The organism is Pasteurella atlantica (assembly GCF_963693435.1).
Classification (GTDB): domain Bacteria; phylum Pseudomonadota; class Gammaproteobacteria; order Enterobacterales; family Pasteurellaceae; genus Phocoenobacter; species Phocoenobacter atlanticus.
The window spans coordinates 1,410,950-1,435,400 of record NZ_OY856306.1 but is presented as its reverse complement, the minus strand read 5'-3'; the positions used below and the strand labels follow the sequence as shown (position 1 = coordinate 1,435,400).

Here is a 24,451-nt window from a genome sequence, read left to right as displayed (position 1 = left end):
AAGTTAATAGGAAAAAGGAAAAGAATAATGACAAGAAAATTTACACAGCATACAGGTTTAGCGGTACCACTTGATATTTCAAATGTGGATACTGATGCGATTATTCCAAAACAATTTTTGCAAAGGGTTACCCGTTCAGGATTTGGTAAAAACTTATTCCACGAATGGCGTTTTTTAGATGACGAGGGATTAATCCCTAACCCTGATTTTGTACTCAACTTCCCTTGCTATAAAGGTGCATCCATATTACTTGCAAGGGAAAATTTTGGCTGTGGATCATCAAGAGAACACGCTCCTTGGGCATTAGATGATTACGGTATCCGAGCGATTATCGCCCCAAGCTTTGCCGATATTTTTTATGGAAACAGCCTAAACAATCAACTACTCCCTGTTAAATTAACCCATCAAGAAGTCGATGGTTTATTTAATTATGTGATTAAAAATGAAAATGCTCAAATTACCGTTGATCTAGAAAATCAAACCGTGACAGCAGGAACACTGCTCTATCATTTTGAAATTGACTCTTTCCACCGTAACTGTTTACTCAAAGGGTTAGATAGCATTGGTCTAACGTTACAGCATAACGATAAAATTGAAGAATATGAAAAAAATATCCCTAGTTTTTTAAGGTAATAGCAACTTAAAGTAATATTTGCAAATTTTTGATAACATCATACCGCTTGTATTTCTGATTTATCAAAATACCCTTTATTTTTAGCTATTTTAAAATCACTTTATTATCAACAAGTTACAAAAATAGCTAAAAAAAGGGTATTTTTGCTATTTTTTCACTTCAGATATTGCAAAATAAGGATTTTATGAATAAAATCTCTAGTGAACCATCGTGTAGATGGCTTAGAAAGTTTTCCGTAAAAATTGTGAACAATTTTTCCTGTGAACCATCGTGTAGATGGCTTAGAAATGATTTTTTCAAAGAAAAAAGCGGTTTATTTTGTGAACCATCGTGTAGATGGCTTAGAAATGAATATGCACAAAAAAATAGTATAAATTTAAGTGAACCATCGTGTAGATGGCTTAGAAATTTCGGACACTCTAACGTACGCACGCAAATATGTGAACCATCGTGTAGATGGCTTAGAAAACTAATTACAGCATGGTTAAATATTGCAATGCGTGAACCATCGTGTAGATGGCTTAGAAAATTTGCATATTACCCCAATTGTAATTACCTGCGTGAACCATCGTGTAGATGGCTTAGAAATTAATTCAAGTCGCAGAAACATTGGGATCCATGTGAACCATCGTGTAGATGGCTTAGAAATTCTGTTTCAAATATCATTGTTCTTTCTCTGTGTGAACCATCGTGTAGATGGCTTAGAAAAGAAGGTGAAAAATTACCTAGACCAGTTTTAGCGTGAACCATCGTGTAGATGGCTTAGAAAATTTGACTATGATGAATGGTTTGATTATTCAAGTGAACCATCGTGTAGATGGCTTAGAAAGTATTGCGATGAAAACAACACGGCTTTATCTGTGAACCATCGTGTAGATGGCTTAGAAACGAAAGGCTCGTTTGATAAAGCAGGGCGTTTTGTGAACCATCGTGTAGATGGCTTAGAAAACATACTTTGGCATGTGAACCATCGTGTAGATGGCTTAGAAAAGCTAAGCCTTGTTCCATTGCGTATTGTATTTGTGAACCATCGTGTAGATGGCTTAGAAAATACTTCGGCACTGCCACATACTTCGGCATTGGTGAACCATCGTGTAGATGGCTTAGAAATACTACCAACACCTGTCGATTTGCTTTCTGTTGTGAACCATCGTGTAGATGGCTTAGAAAGATTAAAAAAGGGGGTAAGAGAAGGTGAAAAAATGTGAACCATCGTGTAGATGGCTTAGAAATGTCGCCCAGCAAATAGCAACAGAACCAATCAGTGAACCATCGTGTAGATGGCTTAGAAATGCCCTCTTCTACTGCACGCTTATTAACTTCGTGTGAACCATCGTGTAGATGGCTTAGAAACGATAATTTCTAATGTATGGGTTTAAATTGATAGTGAACCATCGTGTAGATGGCTTAGAAATGAAGAACATAAAAGCAAGAAGCATAAAGCGTGTGAACCATCGTGTAGATGGCTTAGAAAAACGGCGGGGCGTTTATTTTAGCACCGCAGAAGTTAACCATCGTATAGATGACTTAGAAATAAAAAAGGTCGCCATTATGACGACCTTTTTTATTATTCTGTTTTATCAATTGGTGGAAAATCTCGTTGTACTTCACCTGTATAAATTTGGCGAGGACGTACAATTTTAAATCCATCTTCTTGTTTATACATTTCTTTCCAATGTGCTATCCAACCAACCGTTCTTGCTAATGCAAACATTACCGTAAACATTGAGGTTGGAATACCAATCGCTTTTAGGATAATGCCTGAATAAAAATCAACATTTGGATAAAGCTTGTGATCAACAAAATACGGATCTTCTAGGGCAATACGCTCTAATTCCATCGCAACATCTAAAATTGGTGTAGAAATATTAAGCTCACTTAACACTTCGTGACAAGTTTGACGCATTACTTTAGCTCGAGGATCATAACTCTTATACACACGATGCCCGAACCCCATCAAACGGAATGGGTCATTACGATCTTTTGCTTTGGCAATATATTCAGGAATACGATCTACAGTACCAATTTCTTCCAACATATTAATACAAGCTTCATTGGCACCGCCGTGAGCAGGCCCCCATAATGATGCAATACCTGCCGCAATACAAGCAAATGGATTTGCACCAGAAGATGCCGCTGTTCGAACAGTCGAAGTTGAGGCATTTTGTTCGTGATCGGCGTGAAGAATAAAAATACGATCTAATGCTTTTTCAAAGACAGGGTTAACTTTATATTCTTCACAAGGTGTGGCAAACATCATATGTAAAAAATTACCAGCATAAGAAAGGCTATTTTTAGGATACATAAAAGGCTGACCAATAGAGTATTTATAGCACATTGCAGATAGTGTTGGCATTTTAGCCAATAATCGAACTGCTGTTAACACTCTATGCTCCTCATCAGAAACATCCATTAATTCGTGATAGAATGCGGCTAATCCACCAACGATACCACACATAATCGCCATTGGATGAGCATCTCGACGAAATCCATTAAAAAAGCGTGAAATTTGTTCGTGAATAATATGGTGATTTTTTAATTGATCACGAAACGTAATATATTGCTCTTTAGTTGGTCGTTCACCAAATAATAATAAATAAGAAACTTCTAAATAATCCCCATTCATTGCTAATTGATCAATTGGGTAACCTCGGTGTAAAAGTACGCCATTATCACCATCAATATAAGTAATTGCAGATTTACACGATGCGGTAGACATAAAGCCTGGGTCAAAAGTAAATAGTTTATTTTTAACTAATGATTGTACATCAACTGCTTCATAACCTAATGTTCCCTTATGAATGTCTAATTCAAAACTTTTACCTTCTGGTAACGATAATACTGCTTTTTTTGTTGTCATCACTCCCCCTGTAATATGTTTACATATTGTTATTAAATTGTTGCAATATTTTTAACCTATCATTATTTGTACAAATAAAAAAGGGTTTTTTATTAAAAACTAGACATTCTTCAAAAAAATGACAAAAAAAGAGAATAAAATAAGAAAAAGTAAAGAAATAAAATGTTAAAAATGTTAAATTCAAGTTGAAATGTTTATTAATTAAACTAAATTTTATTAATGAGGACACTAAAATATGCAAACAAAAGTAATTATTCCACAAGGTGAAAAAATTCAATTAACTCCGCAAGGCAAATTACAAGTCCCTAATAATCCGATTATTCCTTTTATCGAAGGAGATGGTATTGGCGTTGATGTAACCCCTGCAATGCAAACTGTTATTGATGCGGCAGTTCAAAAGGCTTATGGTGGAGAGCGTAAGATTTCTTGGATGGAAATTTATGCAGGTGGAAAAGCAAATGAAGTTTATGGTGAAAATACTTGGTTACCAGAAGAAACATTAGATCTTATTCGTGACTATCACGTTGCCATTAAAGGTCCTTTGATGACCCCTGTGGGTGGTGGTATTCGTTCTCTAAATGTTGCAATGCGTCAAGGATTAGATTTATACAACTGCTTACGCCCTATTCGTTATTATGACGGTACACCAAGCCCTGTAAAACACCCTGAAAAAGTAGATATGGTTATCTTCCGTGAAAACTCAGAAGATATTTACGCAGGTGTTGAATGGGTAGCGGGTTCAAATGAAGCGGATAAAGTCATTAAATTCTTACAAGATGAAATGGGGGTCACCAAAATTCGTTTTACTCAAGACTGTGGCATTGGTATTAAACCCGTTTCTAAACAAGGTACACAACGTCTTGTTAAAGCCGCATTACAATATGTAATTGATAATGATCGTGATTCTTTAACCCTTGTTCACAAAGGGAATATTATGAAATTTACTGAAGGGGCATTTAAAGAGTGGGGATATGAAGTTGCGAAAGAGTTTGGTGGTGTAAAAATTGACGAAACAGGCGAATGGCAATACTTGATCAACCCTAAAACAGGTAAAAAAATTATTATTAAAGATTGTATTGCAGATGCATTTTTACAAGAAATTTTACTTCACCCAACGCAATATGATGTGATTGCTACCTTAAACTTAAACGGTGACTATATTTCCGATGCACTTGCTGCACAAGTAGGGGGGATTGGGATTTCACCAGGAGCCAACATTGGTTTTGAATCGGCGATTTTTGAAGCAACACACGGTACAGCCCCTGCCATTGCAGGACAAAACAAAGGTAATCCTGGGTCACTTATTTTAAGTGGTGAAATGATGTTACGTCATTTGGGTTGGACAGAAGCCGCGGATTTAGTCGTAAAAGCGGTATCACAAACCATTGTAAATAAAACCGTTACTTTTGATTTTGCAGAAATGCTAGAAGAGGCAACATTACGTTCAACCTCTGAATTTGCTCAAGATATTATTACTAATATGTAAGAGCTTTTTACAAGCGGCCTTTTTATAAGCGGTAAGAAATGTGGGAATTTTTGCAAAAATAATCTTACTGCTTGATTTTAATTGATTATCTATTTTTAACCCTAAAACAAGGGAGTTTTTTATGACAAATTTTTTAGACACCTATCAACAACACGTTGATGAACGAGCCGCAGAAGGTATCATTCCTCAACCCTTAAATGCGGAACAAACCGCTCAATTAGTTGAATTACTTAAACAACCGCCACAAGGCAAAGAAGAGTATTTGCTTTCACTCTTGGAAAATCGCATTCCAGCAGGGGTTGATGAAGCCGCTTATGTTAAAGCCTCTTTTCTTTCTGCTATCGTTAATAATGAAGTCTCCTCACCCCTTATTTCTACACAATATGCGGTTGAATTATTAGGTACAATGCAGGGGGGATACAATATTGAGCCATTATTAATGGCGTTAGATAATGATACATTAGCCCCTGTGGCAACAAAGGCGCTCTCCTCTACTCTTTTAATGTTTGACGCCTTTCACGATGTATCAGAGCGAGCGAAAAAAGGCAATGCCTTTGCACAACAAATTTTAGAGTCTTGGGCAAATGCAGAGTGGTTTTTATCTCGTCCTAAATTAGCCGAAAAAATTACCGTAACGGTATTTAAAGTAACAGGTGAAACCAATACCGATGATCTCTCCCCTGCTCAAGATGCGTGGTCTCGCCCTGATATTCCACTGCACGCTAAAGCAATGCTGAAAAATAGCCGTGATGGAATTGTCGCAGATAAAGAGGGTGAAATAGGTCCATTAACCTTAATCGAAGAATTAAAACAAAAAGGCTTTCCGCTGACTTATGTTGGTGATGTCGTTGGAACAGGATCTTCTCGTAAATCAGCAACCAATTCCGTATTATGGCATATGGGAGAAGATATTCCTTATATTCCAAATAAACGTGCTGGCGGTGTAGTATTAGGCGGTAAGATTGCACCTATTTTTTTCAATACCCTTGAAGATGCAGGTGCATTACCTATTGAAGTGGATGTGAGCAAATTAGCGATGGGTGATATCATTGATATTTATCCTTATGAAGGCAAAATTTGTAAACATAATAGTGATGAAGTCTTAGCTGAATTTACCTTAAAAACTCAAATTTTATTAGACGAAGTACGTGCTGGTGGACGTATTCCATTAATTATTGGACGTGGCTTAACTCATAAAGCACGTATGGAATTAGGATTACCTGAAAGCGATATATTTTTAAAACCACAAGATGTGGCAAGCAGTAAAAAAGGTTTTACCCTTGCACAAAAAATGGTAGGAAAAGCCTGTGGTGTAAAAGGTATTCGCCCTAATCAATATTGTGAACCAATGATGACTTCTGTTGGCTCTCAAGATACTACAGGACCAATGACCCGTGATGAATTAAAAGATCTTGCTTGCTTAGGCTTTTCTGCAGATTTGGTTATGCAATCTTTTTGTCATACCGCTGCCTATCCAAAACCCATTGATGTAAACACACATCATACCCTTCCTGATTTTATTATGAATCGAGGCGGTGTTTCACTTCGCCCCGGTGATGGTGTTATTCACTCGTGGTTAAACCGTATGTTACTCCCTGATACTGTCGGAACAGGCGGTGATTCACATACTCGCTTCCCTATTGGTATCTCATTTCCTGCTGGCTCTGGTTTAGTCGCTTTTGCTGCAGCAACAGGAGTAATGCCGTTAGATATGCCAGAATCTGTATTAGTACGTTTTAGTGGAGAAATGCAACAAGGCATTACATTGCGTGACCTTGTTCACGCTATTCCTTATTATGCAATTCAACAAGGATTATTAACCGTTGAAAAAGCAGGTAAGAAAAATATTTTCTCAGGGCGTATTCTGGAAATTGAAGGTTTAGAACACTTAAAAGTAGAACAAGCTTTTGAACTTTCAGATGCCTCAGCAGAACGCTCTGCAGCCGCTTGTACCATTAAACTGGATAAAGAACCAATCATTGAATACCTAAATTCAAATATTGTGTTACTCAAATGGATGATTTCAGAAGGCTATGGTGATGCGCGTACCCTTGAACGTCGTATTAAAGAAATGGAAAAATGGCTCGCTAATCCAGAATTAATGGAAGCGGATGAAGATGCAGAATATGCTGCGGTGATTGATATCGACTTAAATGAAATCAAGGAACCTATTCTCTGTGTACCTAACGATCCTGATGATGCTCGCCTACTTTCTGAAGTGCAAAATACGGGCATTGATGAAGTCTTTATCGGTTCTTGTATGACCAATATTGGACATTTCCGTGCAGCAGGTAAACTTCTTAATCAATTTGAAGATGTGATCCCAACTCGTTTATGGATTGCTCCTCCAACAAAAATGGACGCAGCTCTACTGACAGAAGAAGGCTATTACAATATTTATGGTAAGAGTGGTGCAAGAATTGAAATGCCGGGTTGTTCGCTCTGTATGGGTAACCAAGCTCGTGTAGAAGCAAAATCCACAGTCGTTTCAACCTCAACGCGTAACTTCCCTAACAGACTAGGACAAGGTGCTAATGTTTACCTCTCTTCTGCAGAACTCGCTTCTGTAGCCGCTATTTTAGGTAAATTACCAACTCCTGAAGAATATCAATCTTATGTAGCAAATTTAGATAATGATAAAGAAGATACTTATCGTTATTTAAACTTTGATAAAATAAGCAGTTATACCGATAAATCAGATACGGTTATTTTCCAATCTGAAGTATAATCTCTCTCAATAAAAGCCATATTTTTCATAAAATATGGCTTTCTATTTCAAATAGTTGCAAATTCTAAACAAAATCATACCGCTTGATCATTAAAATATTTTTATAGAACATAAAAATACCCTTTATTTTTAGCTATTTTAAAATCACTTTATTATCAATAAGTTATAAACACACTCAAAAAAAGGGTATTTTTGTTATTTTTTCACCTTAGATATTGAAAAATCAGGATTTTGCGAATAAAATCTCTAGTTAACCATCGTGTAGATGGCTTAGAAAATAAAAAGAAATAGCTGAAGCTTCATCTCTGTTGTTAACCATCGTGTAGATGGCTTAGAAATATTCCATAAATAGATAAGTATATTATAAAAAGTTAACCATCGTGTAGATGGCTTAGAAAGCTTAATTCAAGAGCATTAATTTCTAAATCTAGTTAACCATCGTGTAGATGGCTTAGAAATTTACAAAAACAGTTCCCCGAAATTGTGGATTGTTAACCATCGTGTAGATGGCTTAGAAATCTGGATGCTGGGCTGTCTGTAATTGCTAGTCGTTAACCATCGTGTAGATGGCTTAGAAAAATTGGGGCGTAAAAAAGGTACATAACTCTATGTTAACCATCGTGTAGATGGCTTAGAAAATTTCGGTAAGAAATGGTCACGTTTATAGACTGTTAACCATCGTGTAGATGGCTTAGAAATGACTGGCGTCTTCACTACGATCAGAGACATAGTTAACCATCGTGTAGATGGCTTAGAAATCTATGACACAAACAGCCGCACAATTTGAAGAGTTAACCATCGTGTAGATGGCTTAGAAAATCATTCTTGTTACGCCCAATACATCAGCCACGTTAACCATCGTGTAGATGGCTTAGAAAAGATGTAACAGAACAATTTACACGCCCTGAGCGTTAACCATCGTGTAGATGGCTTAGAAAACCAGAAGAAATAGAAGAACCTGAAAGATCTAGTTAACCATCGTGTAGATGGCTTAGAAATTGTTGTGTGTAACAAGAACAAGTATTTTTTTTGTTAACCATCGTGTAGATGGCTTAGAAACAAGAACTATTAATTCACGATCGCGTTTTCCTGTTAACCATCGTGTATCTACCGCTATAATTGTAAGTTTCTTTTGAGAACCATCGAAATATTGAAAAAAAGCACTTATGCTTCGACAGGCTCAGCAACCGTACTTCTGAACAACTCAGCAATCGTACTTTTTTATAAATTTGAAATAGCTAACTAAAAATAAATTTTCAACTGATTATCAAACCTTTCCATTATGTTATACAACCACTCCCCTAATATCTCTTTTTGAATTTGTTTCGATTTTTGTTCAAACTGAGCATAGTTTTTGGAATAACCTGAATAAGCAAAACTAACATCACGAGTTTTAACCTGAAAAATCACACAAGCAAAACCAAGTATAAAAATACTTGTAGTGACTTTTCTAAGATCAAAACGAATAAAGTTTCGGATAAAAGTAAAAAGCAGATTAAGGAGCACAATACTCAACACAATCAGAAAAAGATCGTAATTATTCCACCACCAAATATCACCTGTGCCACCAATATAATTATTTGACGGGAAAAAGAAGTTTACCCCACCCCAAGTAGAAGCAGGGGTTGGCATATCTTCAAATAAGTGCATTAAAAACGCACAGAAAAAACTGACCATTAAGAATTTACTTTTATTCAACGAACTAAAAAGTGTATTTAGTAACCCCACTATCATAGCAAACAATAAAGCCGCCATCGCACTATGCATAAAAGCGTGGTGTGAATACCAATATTTTGCGGAATAAATCACCTTGCCACTAACAGGAAGATTAAAAAACGCACCTATTGTAGAATCAAATTGCGACCATAAACTGATTACATCAGAATCAGGCAATGCTCCCGCCAACCCTGAAAGTAATACAATTCCTGTTTTGTGCTTAAATCCTTTAGGTGAAAAGCTTGATACCACTGTACCAACGGCGATACCAGATAAAGTATGAGTTAGAATATCCATTTTATTTTCTCCCTTCTGTATTTAACACTTTATAAAGAATACTAAAAGCAATTAAACACGCAAACAATGGCACACTTGCATCAGAAAGCACAACTTCCCAAATTGCTTCTTCTGAGAAAGTTGACCAACAAGCAACTCGATAAGTAAATTCATATTTGTGTATAAAAATCCAATATACCCCTAAAAAGAGAGTCAGAACATAATAGCTAAATTTAGGTTTAAAAATCCATTGCAGTAATAACACAACGATAAATTGTATCGGTAAATATAAACAAACAGCCGTAAAAATAGTGTCGCTTTTTTCTAAATCAATACAAGATAAGTTATTTGGAATAAAACCAATTATATAGATAGCCCCTATAATAAAGGTTACAAGTCCAATTTTTACTGCTCTACTTTCAGTTTTATTGGTTTTAGAATGGAGAAAAAAGCGTATGATTAAAATCAAAATTAATAGGATTAAAAGATAAAATCCATACTCGTCAAAAGGGGCTGAACTTCTCACATATTCACCTTTATGACACATAACATCTTTTATCCCTAAAAATTGCTTTAATGCACTGTTTTTACAGGCTACAAAAGGCGTAATTACAATCCATAAAACCAGAGGGATAACCAAAATGGTGAGAATTTTAGATATTAGGGTGAATATTTTTATGTGCATTGTATTTACTCCCATATTTTAAATATCTTATAAGATATCACAACTTTTAATACAACATCCAAACAATCATAAAGTTTAAAGTGTACTTTAAACTTTTTTGAATTTTTTTAAAGTCTATATAAAATAATTTATTTTCAAACATCTATTTTTTAGAAAGAAATTACAGATTATCATTATTTATTCTCTGAATGATCAAATTTAGATCTTCTGTATTTCTGAAGCAGTTTTTTTGTAGATAAATACTAATTCCATTTTCAGGTATTAGAATTAAACCTCTTTCAGTCATAACAAAATTTGAGATAAAATCCCAATTCATTTTAGCATTCCCAAATTCACTACAGGTTTCAATACCTTCATCACTGAATATAATCTGAATTGTATTATTAAGAGCTTTACTTTCTAACCTTTCTTTTAGCCATTTTTGTTTTGAAGAATAATAGTCATAAATTCTAATGATTCCAAAGATCAACAACCCAATACTGAGATAATAATATTCCTTATAAAAAATATAGGTAAGGACGCTCATTATAATTGCCATTATGCCAATTAACTGTTCATATTTTCTTAATTTACTTTTATATTTCAACCATTCTGCGTAATATTCTAAATAGTATTCCTTGTTTATATGTTGAGTTATTTGAATGTTCATATTTATGAGCCTTTGTTTATTTGCTTACTATTATCATTAATTATTTTTAAATCAATGATATATAGTACTCAATGTTTAGATTTACTCAATCTGTATTAAAGTAACAAGAATAAAAAAACAAGCGGTACGATTTTGGTTGAAAGTTTAAAATATTCTATTAAAAGCTCCTTTGGGAAATTCTTTTATGATTTGTAGTGTGTAATTATTTTGTATCTGCTATTCATTTTTTACATTTTAATAAGAAAATTCAGAGCTTATTGACGAGTAGTGAAATGAGTTCGATAAAAATATCTTATTGAAATTAACTATGGTAATCCATGCATTACTAACTCTTTATATGCAGATAAAAATGCACCTCGGTGAGAATGACTCCAACCGATTTTTGAATTTATAAAACGTTCCATCCAAACTATCCGGTTGGATATTTGATTTGATATTTTCTTAGAAAACGGAGCTGTAATTTCTGGTAATGCTCCTAGAGTTGAAACAACTCCCATTAAAGTACCTGTTGTAGGTCCTCCCAATAAAGAAAGCCCATTTGCCATTTGCCATATAGAACCCGATAGATCTTTTGACTCAAACCATTTCTTGTCTTCTTTTAACTGAGAAGTGAATTCACTCTTTAATTTGAGGGCTATTTCCACTATTTCTTCTGCATGTAGTATGAGTTTTTCGGGATCGTCAATATCCACTGACTCTTTGACCCCCTTGAGAAGAGCATCATATCCATCACAAAAGCCTATTGATAACAATTTTTCCCTAATAGTCAAAACATCCGTAAAACTCAACGAATCTAGCCTACTTTTAGATATTTTTACAGCTGAATTAATATTGCTAAAAACAGCCTCTACATACACATCCCAAAAAATAGAATCATCAGATAAAATATTATCAATACCAGATATATTTATATCAGTAATACTAGACTGAGGAAAGTGCCCCTCTGAATCAACAGTTCTAGCTCCTGACATCCTATAAACCAAATTTCCATATTCATTCAATGAGCTACCTAGTATTTTTCCATATTTTTTAGTTGCTTTAATTAGATGCTCACGACGTAAATACTGATTTATTTCTTCATGTAGTAAAAGATCTAAAAGATAGTCCTTTATCTCCGATGCCACAACATCATTAAGATGAGTACTCTTTCTCAAAACAGAATTAGATCGAACCAAAGCATCAAAAACTCTATCTGTAAACCAACTAGAATTAAAATCTATATCCCAAACCATAATTTTCGAGGTGTTTTCAATAAAAAAACCTCTATCAACTTTAGAATACTCTCTTTTGGCATTAAAAAAACCTGTAATGTCCCCATAATCATATCTTATCGCTGGGATTATAATTCCTTGATTAAGAGCATCGACTAACCCTTCATTTTTTCTGATTATATCACTCCACTCAGAATGAAAAATTGATGACGCGCCTATTACAATCCATTTTTTAGTCAACAGCTGTAGTTTCAAGCTTCTTAACGCATCCAATCTACATGTTGATTTATCTCTAGGATCTAGATCCGTAAAAAAAGACCTTGGCCCTTCAAGCATTCCTGGCGACAATATCTGATTCATAAACTTTACCTTAGCAATTTCTAACAGTTTTAGTTCTCAAACCAAGTCATAAATATAACATATTTGCTCATTTTACCCTTTAAAAAATCAAAATCAATATAACTTTTAACCTAGAAAATATACATTATTAAATATATCTACATTGACTTTTTTAAGTAAACCTAACAACAAACCCTCTTAAACTCCTCAAAAAAACTCGGAAAAGTTTTTGCCGTACAGTCAGGATCTAAAATGGTTACAGGGGTATTTGATAATGCAATCAACGAAAAACACATTGCCATTCGATGATCATCATAAGTTTCAATTTCAGCCTGTTTAAACTGCTCTAATGCTAAAGGTTGAATACGGATAAAGTCTTCGCGCTCTTCTACTTCTGCTCCTACTTTACGTAATTCTGTTGCCATTGCGGTTAAGCGGTCGGTTTCCTTAACTCGCCAATTATAAATATTACGAATAACGGTTTCCCCTTTAGCAAAAAGAGTGGTGGTTGCAATGGTCATCGCAGCATCAGGAATATGGTTCATATCCATATCAATGCCCTTTAACTCCCCTCTTTCTACTTCCACAAAATCACTTCCCCACGTGACTTTTGCCCCCATTTCTTCTAATACATCGACAAACAAGCGGTCACCTTGAATCGAATTTTTACAAATTCCAGTGACTTTAACTTTACCTTTAATGGCAGCTGCTGCTAAAAAATAAGAGGCTGAGGAAGCATCGCCTTCAACTAAATATTGGTTTGGTGAAATATAGTGCTGATTGCCTTTTATATGGAATTTTTGGTAATTATCATTTTGCACCGTTACACCAAAATCTTTCATCATTACGAGGGTAATATCAATATAAGGTTTAGAAACTAAATCACCGATAATTTCAATTTCTAAATCTCCCTCAACAAGAGGTGAAACCATTAAAAGTGCGGTTAAAAACTGACTGGAAATCGAACCGTCAATCTTAACTTTTCCACCTTGCAAACCACTATTTTGAATTGCAATAGGAGGATAGCCATCATTCTCTAAATATTCAATTTTAGCCCCAATTTGACGTAATGCATCCACTAAATGAAGAATAGGACGCTCTTTCATACGAGGTTCACCTGTTAGCACGATTTCGGCATCTTTATTGCCTTTTAGACATAGTGCAGCCGCTAATGGACGCATTGCCGTTCCTGCATTTCCCAAAAATAGCGACAAACCATTTTGTATACCAAATGCTCCACCCACACCGTGAATTTCACATACTGTTTTATCATCAGAAAGTTGGTATTTTACCCCTAACTCTTTTAACGCATTCAGCATATATCGAGTATCATCGCTGTCTAACAGATTGGTGATTTTAGTTGTTCCAGTGGCTAATGCGGAAAGTAATAACGCACGGTTAGATAGGCTCTTAGAGCCAAGTAAATTAATTTCTCCGTCTATTTTGGAGATTGGGGAAAGGGTTAGTTTTTTCATTTTTCTCTATACTATTTGATATTGTAGAGACGTAGCATGCTACGTCTCTATGCCATTTATATTTAATTTATCATTAATCCAATTTTAAAATAGGTTCTGTTATTTGATCAAAGGATTTTTCATTTCTAATGATATGTTTATGAAATCAATATTACCACAAAAATTCTAGCTTTAAGAAACTTGTTAGGTATTGCAAATAAGAATAAATATTATTTATAATAAAAAAATAAATCATTCTTATTTTTTACTGAAAAAAATTCAATCATTTTAAATAAAATCCTAAACTTGAAAATGGAGTTTTTATGAAAACAAAACCACATTTACTTAAAAGATTAACACCTTATATGGGTGAGAAAAAATATTTACTCGCCACATCTTTGGCATTATCTGCAATTTCTGCAACATTAGGTTTATTACCCTTTGTTTTTCTTTGGTTAATTGCCAAAGAGTTATTTGCCTCCCAACCTGATCTCAGTAATGTAGGTTGGTATGCTGGGGGAACATTGGGATCTGCCCTGTTGGCGATGTTACTCTATTTTTTAGCCTTAACTTCTTCACATCTTGCTGCTTTTCGTACAGAAGTCGGTATGCGAAAAATAGGTATGCAACGCATTATGAATATGCCTTTAGGCTTTTTTGATCATAATCAAAGCGGTAAAATACGTAAAATTATTGATGATAATGCCAGTCAAACTCATACTTTTTTAGCACATCAATTGCCCGATTTATCTGCAACTATTATCGCTCCTCTGCTTATGTTGTTACTAATGCTTGTAATTGATTGGCAATTGGGACTAGTTTCATTAATCCCAATTGCCTTAGGATTTATCTCAATGAGTTTTATGATGAGTAAAAGTGGAGAAGAATTTCGTCAAAAATATATGGATCACCTTGAAGAAATGAGCAGTGAATCTGTTGAATATGTACGTGGTATTCCAATAGTAAAAACATTTGGACAAAGTGTCTATGCCTTTACTCGTTTTGTAGATAGTATTACTCGCTATAAAGAAACGGTTTATACTTACACCCTTTTATTTCAAAAACAAATGGCATTTTATACTGTCATTATGCAATCTGCTGCATTTTTTCTTGTACCATTTACGCTATTTTTTATCAGCAATGACAACCTTGGACAAACACTGAGTAATATCATTTTTTACCTACTTATTGCACCTAATTTTACTTTGTTATTTATGCGTAGTATGCAGTTTCAGCATTTTACTAGTGTAACAAAACAATGTCTTGATCACTTTGATACTATTTTAGACTATCCTGAGATGACATTTGTCCCTGAAAGCGAAATGCCAAAAACGTTTGATGTAGAATTTAAAAATGTAGTGTTTGCCTATGATGGTAGCGATCGTAACGCAGTAGATGGCATCAGTTTTACTATTAATGCAGGTGAAACTGTTGCACTTATTGGTACATCAGGAGGAGGAAAAACCACTATTGCACGTTTATTAGCACGTTTTTGGGACGTAAAATCAGGGGAGATATTGATAGGTGGACAAAATATTAAGACCTTATCTCGCCAAACATTAATGAATTGTATTGCTTTTGTATTTCAAAATACGAAATTATTTAAACTATCTCTAAGGGATAATATTACCTATGGCAAAACAAATGCGAGTGAAAGTGAAATTGATCGAGCCATTGATTTATCTCAAAGTCGTGAAATTATTGATAATCTACCAGAAGGATTAGAGACTCAGGTTGGAAAAGAAGGAATTTATTTATCAGGTGGTGAACAACAACGTATCGCTTTAGCAAGAGCAATTTTAAAAGATTCACCCATTGTACTTTTAGATGAAGCTACTGCCTTTGCTGATCCTGAAAATGAACATCTTATTCAACAGGCTTTACAAGAACTCAGTAAAGGAAAAACCACATTAATGATTGCACACCGTTTAACGACTGTGCAACAGGCAGATAAAATTTTAGTGATTGATAATGGTAAAATTGTACAAAGTGGTACACATTCACAGCTTCTTACTGAAGGTGGATTATATCAACAAATGTGGAATGAATATCAACAAGCAATAGATTGGAAACTTGATAATGTAGGAGGTGCAAAATGATTAAGTTTTTCCAGAACCATTTTGCCCTTAGTGAAACAGGTGCAAAAGACTTACGTACCGCTATTTTCTGGCGTACCTTATTAAATTTAAGTATGATGTTACCTGTCGTCCTTACATTTACTTTTTTACAAGATTATTTAGGGCTACTCAAATCAGAAACGCTACCATCATACGGCATCTTATTTTATCTTATTTTTGCATTATGTGCTTTTTTAGTAATGTACAGTTTAGCTTATATTGATTACGAAAAGTGTTATACCAAAATATACAATGAAAGTGCTGACCGTCGTATTAAATTAGCCGAAACCCTACGCCAACTACCTATGGCATTTTTTGGTAAAAAAGATACCGCCGATTTAAGCTCTCTAATTATGGAAGATGCCACCCAAATAGAAATGCTGTTTTCTCACGCTGTACCTCAGATTTTTGCCGCAGCCATCAGTATGAGCGTAATGGGCTTATCAATGTTCTTTTACGATTGGCGAATGAGTTTGGCAATATTTTGGGTCGTCCCTGTCGGTTTTTTGGTATTTTATTTATCTAAACAAAAAATGCAACGCAATCACGATGTTATCTATGCTCAACGACTGCTAATAAGTGAACAAATCCAAAATGGTATGGATATGGTGCAAGAGATTAAATCTTATAACCAAGAAACCCACTATTTAGACACTCTCAATCAAACCCTAGATGAATATGAGAATAAATTGATTAATCTTGAATTGCTCGGAGGTGCTTTATTAAATATCTCTTACTCTATGCTAAAACTTGGATTACCGAGTGTCATTATCATTGGTGCGTGGCTATTTTCTCAAGATACTATCAGTCTATTCACCTATTTAGTTTTTTTAATTCTTGTTGGACGTATCTATGACCCATTTATAGATGTAATGAACCATTTTGCATTGTTACTGTATCTTAATGTTCGTATTAAGCGTATGAAAGAAATGGACGCAATGCCAAGACAAACAGGGAATAAAACATTTAATCCAACTCATTTTGATATTGAATTTAAGGCTGTTAATTTTAGCTATCAAACAGGAATGAAAACTTTACAAGATGTTAGTTTTGTCGCAAAACAAGGAGAAGTCACTGCTCTGATTGGTCCTTCAGGTGGAGGTAAAAGTACTGTTGCCAAACTTGCAGCTCGCTTTTGGGATATAGATAGTGGTGAGATCTTATTGGGTGGTCAAAATATCAGTGAGATTGAACCAGAAGTATTGCTTGCTCATTTTGCTATCGTATTTCAAGATGTTGCACTATTTAATAGTACTATAATGGAAAATATTCGTCTTGGTCGCAAAGATGCAACAGATGAAGAAGTGAAAGAGGCAGCTCGTATTGCACAATGTGTTGAATTTATTGAACGTTTACCACAAGGCTATGACACCCTTATCGGTGAAAATGGTGAAAAATTGTCAGGAGGTGAACGTCAGCGTATATCTATTGCACGTGCATTACTAAAAGATGCGCCTGTTATTTTGCTAGATGAAGCCACCGCTAGTCTTGACGCTAGAAATGAATGCAAAATTCAACAAGCTATTAGTGCGTTAATAAAAAACAAAACGGTACTTATTATTGCTCACCGTATGCGTACTGTTGTTAATGCCGATAAAATTGTGACAATTAAAGCAGGGCAAGTAGTTGAAACGGGTACACCTGAAATCTTAAAAACACAAAATGGCGTATTTTCAATGATGTTAAAAGCACAAAATAATTAAATACAGAGGTAAAAATGGAAAAAGATTGGTCTCCAATAGCAAAAAAATTTGATAAGTTTCAACACTATATTGCAGGTGAAGAAACAATCTCTCAAATTATAGCAAAACTTTCACAGCTAAAAGAATTAGGAAATGTCGTAGAATTTGGTTGTGGCACGGGTCATTACACTAAAATGTTAGCCACTAACTGTAACACAATTTTAGCCACTGATATTTCAGAACAAATGATTGAAATTGCTAAAACAAACTTAATTGAATTTGACAATATAAGTGTACAACAAACTAATTGTTACTCAACTAACCTTGCTGAAAGTAGCTACGATACGGTATTTATGGCAAATTTAATTCACGTTGTTAGCCAACCTGAAAAAGCCCTAGCCGAAGCATATCGTTTATTAAAACCAAATGGTAAATTGATTATAGTTTCATACACAACAGATGGTATGACCTATATTAACATTCTCAAAATGATCTACCGATATTTAAAAGTATTTGGCAAACCACCAAAAGGAGGAACAAAGTTTGGTTTAAATACACTTATAAATTTTGTGAATATTCACCGATTCAGTGTTGAAGAAGCTAAACTACTAGGTGATAAACAAAGTAAAGCAATGTTTGTAATAGCTAAAAAATCATCTTAATTATCTATAATAAAACCCCAAAAGTTATATTAAACTTTTGGGGTTCGTAAAATTACTCACTTCTTAATATTTATACTGTACACCTAACAATAGTTAATTTAGCTACAAAATATAGCGGTTACATTAAATCCAAAATTTGCAAATTAGACATAAAGTTAATTTACTCTACTGTTTATTAGGCAACTTCTTCCAAGTTACTTCATTCCTTAAATAAATTGGTTCAATATCTAACGCCCTTTGCGTATTTCCTTTTACTAATTCAATTTGAGCTAAAGGCAACATAAACTCAGCCTGTGGCAGAGTTATATCTGTTTCGGTTACCTCTAAATTACTCTCTTTAAACTGAGAATAAGCATTCCAGCCAGTACCCACTACCACACAATTTTGTATTTTACTTTGTTGAATTTGCTCAATGGCTTTTTCAGGGGTACAAACTTGTTCTTGAATTACCTCTTTCCAACCATTTTCTGTTTTGGTTAGCTGTGAGAAATAAACCTCGTTCATTCTTGCATCAATTAAACAAATTACATTTTTTGCACCAAGCTGTTGATAGGCTTGTTGTGCCATTGTGGTTAGGTTTGAAACAGGGATAACAGGTAAATTTGCACCAAAAGCTAAGCCTTGTGCAACACTGACACCAACGCGTACCCCCGTGAAACTACCTGGTCCACGTCCAAATGCAAGGGCATCAACTTCGGATAATTGAATATTGGCATTGTTTAATAGTTCATCAACCATAGGTAAAATGCGTTGTGTATGACTACGAGGGCTTAATTCATTCAAAGTGGTAATTTTCTCTTTATGCAACAAAGCCACAGAACAGGATTCTGTGGCAGTATCTATCACTAAAATTGTTTTCAACATTTTTTGACCTATTCTAAATTATTTTGCTCTATTTTTACGACGTATTGCAACGGCGTCTGCAAGTTGGAATAAGATTTTTTCACTGTCTTCCCAATTAATACAAGCATCTGTCACACTTTGTCCATAAGTAAGCGCTTTGCCATCAATTAAATCTTGACGCCCCTCGACTAAATGACTTTCAATCATTACACCTGAAATCAAATCAGAACCTTGTGCTATTTGATTTGCAATATCATCACTGACGGCTAATTGACGTTTAAATTGTTTTTGACTATTGGCGTGGCTAAAATCTACCATTACGTGAGGTCTAAAATTTGCTTTTTTAAGTTCATCACACGCATTTTTAATCGATTGTTCATCATAATTTGTACCATTACTTCCCCCACGTAAAATAATATGACAATCAGGGTTTCCTGCGGTCGATACAATGGCAGAATGCCCAAATTTGGTAACGGATAAAAAATGATGAGGTGCTTTTGCTGATGCAATGGCATCTAAAGCGACTTGTACTGAACCATTGGTTGCATTTTTAAAACCCACAGCACAAGATAATCCTGACGCTAATTCACGATGAACTTGTGATTCTGTGGTTCTTGCACCAATTGCTCCCCAGCTCATAAAATCGGCTAGATATTGAGGGGTTATCATATCTAAAAACTCTCCTGCAGTAGGAACTGTCATATCATTAATGTCAGAAAGTACCTTGCGAGCAATACGTAACCCATCATTTAAAGAGTAAGTTTCATTTAAATAAGGATCGTTAATCAGCCCTTTCCAACCCACAGTAGTACGAGGTTTTTCAAAATAGACTCGCATTACTAATTCTAAATGTTGGTTAATTCGTGGATTGGCTCTCATTTCTTTGATTTTTTCTGCATAATCTAATGCCAGTTGATGATGATGGATAGAACAAGGACCAATTACAACCAATAAACGATCATCATTACCTTGTATAATATTATGGATCGTATCACGTGCTTTTTCTACAGTATTTGCTGCAATATCACTTGCTGGTAAGCTTTCTAATAATGCCACTGGAGGAAGTAATTGTTCAATATTTTTTATTCTAATATCATCATTTCTGTACATCATTATGCTATCTTTCCTTATTCTTTTATATTGTGATTAATATTAACCATTCTATTTGGTCTAAGAACATTATTCTTATCTATTTCTGCTATACCTAAAAAGTAATGATTATCTGAAAATAAACGAACTAGCCCATAAATTTGCTGATCGTTCATCAATTTTAAGCGTTGTCCAAATCCAATTGCTTTAGTTTGTTCTGCATCTAAATCAATTTTTGGCAAATTCGCCACTGCACTGTCTACGGGCAATAAATGTTGATCTAAAAGAGTTAAATCATCTTGCTCGCTAAGTTGTTGTAATTCGTCCCAAGTCATCATTTTATTTTTAGGATAATTAGCAACCCCAGTTCTTCGCAACACTGTCACGTGTGCACCACAACCTAAAACTTCGCCTAAATCATCAACCAAAGTACGAATATAAGTCCCTTTTGAACAATGCACTTCTAAGGTTAAATAAGGGGCTTCATAGCTGATAAATTTTAGCTCAAAAATCGTGATTGGACGTGCTTCACGTTCAACGGTAATTCCTGCTCTGGCATATTCATACAAAGGTTTTCCATTATGTTTCAATGCTGAAAACATTGTTGGCACTTGTAAAATATCGCCTCTAAACTGTGTTAAAGCATCAATAATCTGTGATTGTTCAACATTTATCCCACGAATTTGCACAACCTCACCCTCAGCATCAGAACTATCCGTTCTTTCACCCAATTTTGCCGTGACAACGTATCGCTTATCGGAGTCTAATAAAAACTGTGAAAACTTGGTTGCTTCGCCTAAACAAATTGGTAACATACCTGTGGCTAATGGATCTAATGCCCCTGTATGCCCTGCTTTATTTGCTTTAAATAGACGTTTTACTTTTTGTAAAATATCATTAGAGCTCATTCCCTGAGGCTTATCTAATAAAAAAACACCGTGAATATCCCTGCCCTTTTTAGTTGGTCTTCTACCCACGATTATTCCTCTGTTGTGCTTTTTTGCTTATCTTTACGAATAACATCACTCACAAGGTTAGACATACGCATACCTTCAACCAACGATTGATCATAGAAGAAACGAAGCTCTGGAACAATACGTAAACGCATTGCTTTCGCAACGAGATTACGAATATAGCCTGATGCTTGATTTAAACCTTCTAAGCCACGCTCAACTACACTATCATCTTCATCAAATAAGAAAGTAACAAATATTTTTGCATAAGCAAGATCTCGACTAATTTCAACATCTGAAACAGTTACCATTCCAACTCGAGGATCTTTCACTTCTCGTTGTAAAATAATTGCCACTTCTTTTTGTAATTCCTGTGCAACTCGGTCTGATCGTGTAAACTCTTTCGCCATTTTTTTATATCCTTTTGTTAGCAAACAAGCGGTAAGATCTTATAAAAAATTTGCAAATTTTTTGATAAATCTAACCGCTTATATATTGTTAAAATATATCATAGACAAGGCGTGCCTTGTCTCTACACATATTTTTTAGATTGAACGTTGAATTTCAATAATTTCAAAGACTTCGATTTGGTCGCCAACTTTAACATCATTGTAGTTTTTCACGCCCATACCACATTCCATATTACTACGAACTTCTGCAACATCATCTTTAAAACGACGTAATGAATCTAATTCACCTTCAAAGATAACAATATTATCACGTAATACACGAATTGGATTGTTACGTTTTACAATACCTTCGGTTACCATACAACCTGCGATCGCACCAAATTTAGGGTGACGGAATACATCACGCACTTCAGCTAAACCGATAATTTCTTGTTTAAACTCAGGTGCAAGCATACCGCTCATCGCCGCTTTAATTTCATTTAATAATTCATAAATGATTGAATAATAACGTAAATCTAAGTTTTCGGTTTCAATTACACGACGAGCAGATGCATCAGCACGTACGTTAAATCCTAAGATAATTGCATTTGATGCCGCGGCAAGGGTTGCGTCTGTTTCTGTGATACCACCAACACCAGAACCAACAACTTTTACTTTCACTTCTTCCGTTGAAAGTTCAACTAATGCTTGACTAATGGCTTCAACTGAACCTTGAACATCGGCTTTAACAATAACGTTTAACTCCGCTACATCGCCTTCGGTCATATTCGTAAACATATTTTCAAGTTTTGCTTTTTGCTGACGAGCAAGTTTCACATCACGGAATTTACCTTGACGATATAAAGCCACTTCACGTGCTTTTTTCTCATCACGTACAACGGTTGCTTCATCCCCTGCTGCTGGCACGCCAGAAAGACCTAATACCTCAACTGGGATTGAAGGACCTGCAGATTCAATGGTTTTACCATTTTCATCACGCATTGCACGCACACGACCGTATTCAAAGCCACAAAGTATGATATCACCTTTGTTTAAAGTACCTGATTGAACAAGGATTGTTGCTACTGGACCACGACCTTTATCTAAGTAAGATTCAATGACCACTCCGCTTGCCATACCTTCTTTAACTGCCGTTAATTCAAGTACTTCTGATTGTAATAAAATAGCATCTAATAATGCGTCAACGCCCGTACCTTGTTTTGCTGATACGTGTACAAACTGAATATCACCACCAAATTTTTCAGAAACCACTTCATATTGTAATAATTCTTGCTCAACACGATCAGGATTTGCTTCTGGTTTATCTACTTTGTTTACTGCAACAACTAAAGGAACTTCTGCCGCTCTTGCGTGCTGAATTGCCTCAATTGTTTGTGGCATTACACCATCATCTGCAGCAACAACAAGGATAACGATATCCGTTGATTTAGCGCCACGTGCACGCATTGAAGTAAAGGCGGCGTGTCCCGGTGTATCCAAGAAAGTAACCATTTTACCGTCATCAGTTTCAACGTGATAAGCACCGATATGCTGTGTAATACCGCCAGCTTCGCCATCAGCAACTTTTGCTTTACGAATATAATCAAGTAATGAAGTTTTACCGTGATCTACGTGTCCCATAATGGTTACTACTGGTGCTCGATTTACTTTTTCAAGATTTAAATCACGATCACTCATTAACGCTTCTTCAAGTTCGTTCTCTTTACGAAGTACAACTTTGTGACCCATTTCTTCTGCAACAAGTTGTGCCGTTTCTTGGTCAATCACTTGGTTAATGGTCGCCATTGCCCCCATTTTCATCATCGTTTTAATGACTTCGGTTGCTTTGATTGCCATTTTATTTGCAAGCTCTGCAACAGTGACGGTTTCGCCAATAACCACATCACGAGTAACCGGTGCTGCAGGTTTAGTAAAGCTTTGTTGAATAGACGAATTGCCTTTTTTCACATTACGCTTACCTTTACCCAGTTTTAAATTACCTTTTTGACCACGACTTTGATTACGGCGATTTTCTTCTCGTTCATTCTTTTTAGAATCTTCATTAATGACTTTCTTCGTTTTTTTACGCCCTTTACTTTCACTTTTACGCTCTGAATCAAATTCAGCTTCACGAGCATAATCTGAAGTAAAACGAGCATCTTCAAATTCTTCTATTTTTTCTGTTTTGACTTCATCTTGAGTCATTTCGGCTAAACGACGAGCTTCCTCCGCTGCTTTTTTTGCAGCTTCTTCTGCTTTTTTAAGAGCAAGTTCTTCTTGTTTACGACGAAATTCCTCTTCTTCTTTTGATTTTGTCGTTTTTTTATCCTCTGCTTTTACCGATTTTTTAGTCTTTTTAGGCGTAGCGTCTGCGTTTACTTTTGCTTCTTTATCTGCTTTTTCTTTCTTCGCTTTAGCTTTTTCTTCCGCTTTCAATTTTGCTTCTTTTTCGGCTTTTAATTTTGCTTCTTTTTCTGCTTGTTCTTTAGCTTTTGCTTCTTCTAACTCTTTCTGTTTTGCAGCTTTAACTGCTTCTACATCAATTTTACGAGATTTACGTACTTCAACTTGAACTTTTTTGGCTTTTCCACCCGTAGTTGTCGCACTTACTGTCGTTTTAGTACGACGTTGTAAACTTAATTTTTTAGGTGCTTTTTTTTCTTCTGTCATTTTAATTC

At 35.2% G+C, this 24,451-nt stretch carries 17 protein-coding genes and 3 CRISPR repeat arrays; of the genes, 6 read left to right on the top strand and 11 right to left on the bottom strand.

Annotated elements, in window-relative coordinates:
• Nucleotides 1-27: 27 nt before the first annotated feature.
• Complete coding sequence (leuD, locus tag U9966_RS06720; protein WP_306347151.1) at nt 28-633, top strand: 3-isopropylmalate dehydratase small subunit; 606 nt, start codon at nt 28-30, stop codon at nt 631-633.
• Between the two features lie 201 nt (nt 634-834).
• A CRISPR array of direct repeats spans nt 835-1,522; the repeat unit is 28 nt; unit sequence GTGAACCATCGTGTAGATGGCTTAGAAA.
• A gap of 73 nt (nt 1,523-1,595) precedes the next feature.
• Nucleotides 1,596-2,168: a CRISPR direct-repeat array (repeat unit 28 nt; unit sequence GTGAACCATCGTGTAGATGGCTTAGAAA).
• 33 nt (nt 2,169-2,201) lie between these two features.
• Here the strand turns inward: leuD and U9966_RS06715 are convergent.
• Nucleotides 2,202-3,494, bottom strand: a complete 1,293-nt coding sequence (locus U9966_RS06715) for a citrate synthase (protein ID WP_211596956.1) — start codon at nt 3,492-3,494, stop codon at nt 2,202-2,204.
• A 235-nt stretch (nt 3,495-3,729) separates the two neighbouring features.
• On the opposite strand from U9966_RS06715, the gene icd reads away from it, so the two are divergent.
• Complete coding sequence (gene icd / locus U9966_RS06710) at nt 3,730-4,980, top strand: NADP-dependent isocitrate dehydrogenase (protein ID WP_306347152.1); 1,251 nt, start codon at nt 3,730-3,732, stop codon at nt 4,978-4,980.
• Nucleotides 4,981-5,101: 121 nt separating this feature from the next.
• Nucleotides 5,102-7,708 carry a bifunctional aconitate hydratase 2/2-methylisocitrate dehydratase gene (acnB, locus tag U9966_RS06705; RefSeq protein ID WP_306347153.1) on the top strand — a complete coding sequence of 869 codons (2,607 nt, stop codon included), beginning with the start codon at nt 5,102-5,104 and terminating at the stop codon, nt 7,706-7,708.
• A gap of 249 nt (nt 7,709-7,957) precedes the next feature.
• Nucleotides 7,958-8,767: a CRISPR direct-repeat array (repeat unit 28 nt; unit sequence GTTAACCATCGTGTAGATGGCTTAGAAA).
• 183 nt (nt 8,768-8,950) lie between these two features.
• Here the strand turns inward: acnB and U9966_RS06700 are convergent.
• The 5 genes from U9966_RS06700 to aroA form a co-directional block, all read right to left on the bottom strand.
• Nucleotides 8,951-9,721: a metal-dependent hydrolase gene (locus U9966_RS06700; RefSeq protein ID WP_306347154.1), complete on the bottom strand. Its 771-nt coding sequence runs from the start codon at nt 9,719-9,721 to the stop codon at nt 8,951-8,953.
• A gap of 1 nt (nt 9,722) precedes the next feature.
• Complete coding sequence (locus tag U9966_RS06695; protein WP_306347155.1) at nt 9,723-10,385, bottom strand: hypothetical protein; 663 nt, start codon at nt 10,383-10,385, stop codon at nt 9,723-9,725.
• A 160-nt stretch (nt 10,386-10,545) separates the two neighbouring features.
• Nucleotides 10,546-11,034 (bottom strand): YcxB family protein, encoded by a 489-nt coding sequence (locus U9966_RS06690; RefSeq protein ID WP_306347156.1) that lies wholly within the window; start codon nt 11,032-11,034, stop codon nt 10,546-10,548.
• Nucleotides 11,035-11,339: 305 nt separating this feature from the next.
• Entirely contained in the window at nt 11,340-12,605 is a 1,266-nt protein-coding gene (locus U9966_RS06685) for a hypothetical protein (RefSeq protein ID WP_306347157.1), read from the bottom strand.
• Between the two features lie 161 nt (nt 12,606-12,766).
• Entirely contained in the window at nt 12,767-14,059 is a 1,293-nt protein-coding gene (aroA, locus tag U9966_RS06680) for a 3-phosphoshikimate 1-carboxyvinyltransferase (RefSeq protein WP_306347158.1), read from the bottom strand.
• 302 nt (nt 14,060-14,361) lie between these two features.
• Between aroA and U9966_RS06675 the strand changes: the two genes are divergently transcribed.
• The 3 genes from U9966_RS06675 to U9966_RS06665 are packed head-to-tail and all read left to right on the top strand — an operon-like array spanning nt 14,362 to nt 18,499.
• On the top strand, nt 14,362-16,137 hold the full coding sequence (locus U9966_RS06675; RefSeq protein WP_306347159.1) for an ABC transporter ATP-binding protein: 1,776 nt from the start codon (nt 14,362-14,364) through the stop codon (nt 16,135-16,137).
• Nucleotides 16,134-17,858 carry an ABC transporter ATP-binding protein gene (locus tag U9966_RS06670; protein WP_306347160.1) on the top strand — a complete coding sequence of 575 codons (1,725 nt, stop codon included), beginning with the start codon at nt 16,134-16,136 and terminating at the stop codon, nt 17,856-17,858. The genes U9966_RS06675 and U9966_RS06670 overlap by 4 nt, the downstream gene beginning before the upstream one ends.
• Before the next feature lie 14 nt (nt 17,859-17,872).
• Nucleotides 17,873-18,499: a class I SAM-dependent methyltransferase gene (locus U9966_RS06665; RefSeq protein ID WP_306347161.1), complete on the top strand. Its 627-nt coding sequence runs from the start codon at nt 17,873-17,875 to the stop codon at nt 18,497-18,499.
• Between the two features lie 165 nt (nt 18,500-18,664).
• On the opposite strand, the gene tsaB is transcribed toward U9966_RS06665, so the two are convergent.
• The 5 genes from tsaB to infB all read right to left on the bottom strand — a co-directional run bounded on the left by tsaB (nt 18,665) and on the right by infB (nt 24,443).
• Complete coding sequence (tsaB, locus tag U9966_RS06660) at nt 18,665-19,363, bottom strand: tRNA (adenosine(37)-N6)-threonylcarbamoyltransferase complex dimerization subunit type 1 TsaB (RefSeq protein ID WP_306347162.1); 699 nt, start codon at nt 19,361-19,363, stop codon at nt 18,665-18,667.
• A gap of 18 nt (nt 19,364-19,381) precedes the next feature.
• Complete coding sequence (aroG, locus tag U9966_RS06655) at nt 19,382-20,455, bottom strand: 3-deoxy-7-phosphoheptulonate synthase AroG (RefSeq protein ID WP_306347163.1); 1,074 nt, start codon at nt 20,453-20,455, stop codon at nt 19,382-19,384.
• Nucleotides 20,456-20,469: 14 nt separating this feature from the next.
• On the bottom strand, nt 20,470-21,408 hold the full coding sequence (gene truB, locus U9966_RS06650) for a tRNA pseudouridine(55) synthase TruB (protein ID WP_306347164.1): 939 nt from the start codon (nt 21,406-21,408) through the stop codon (nt 20,470-20,472).
• Between the two features lie 2 nt (nt 21,409-21,410).
• On the bottom strand, nt 21,411-21,794 hold the full coding sequence (gene rbfA / locus U9966_RS06645; protein ID WP_211597495.1) for a 30S ribosome-binding factor RbfA: 384 nt from the start codon (nt 21,792-21,794) through the stop codon (nt 21,411-21,413).
• Between the two features lie 135 nt (nt 21,795-21,929).
• The gene (gene infB / locus U9966_RS06640) at nt 21,930-24,443 is read right to left on the bottom strand and encodes a translation initiation factor IF-2 (RefSeq protein ID WP_306347165.1); all 2,514 of its coding nucleotides are present in this window, start codon (nt 24,441-24,443) and stop codon (nt 21,930-21,932) included.
• Nucleotides 24,444-24,451 lie beyond the last annotated feature (8 nt).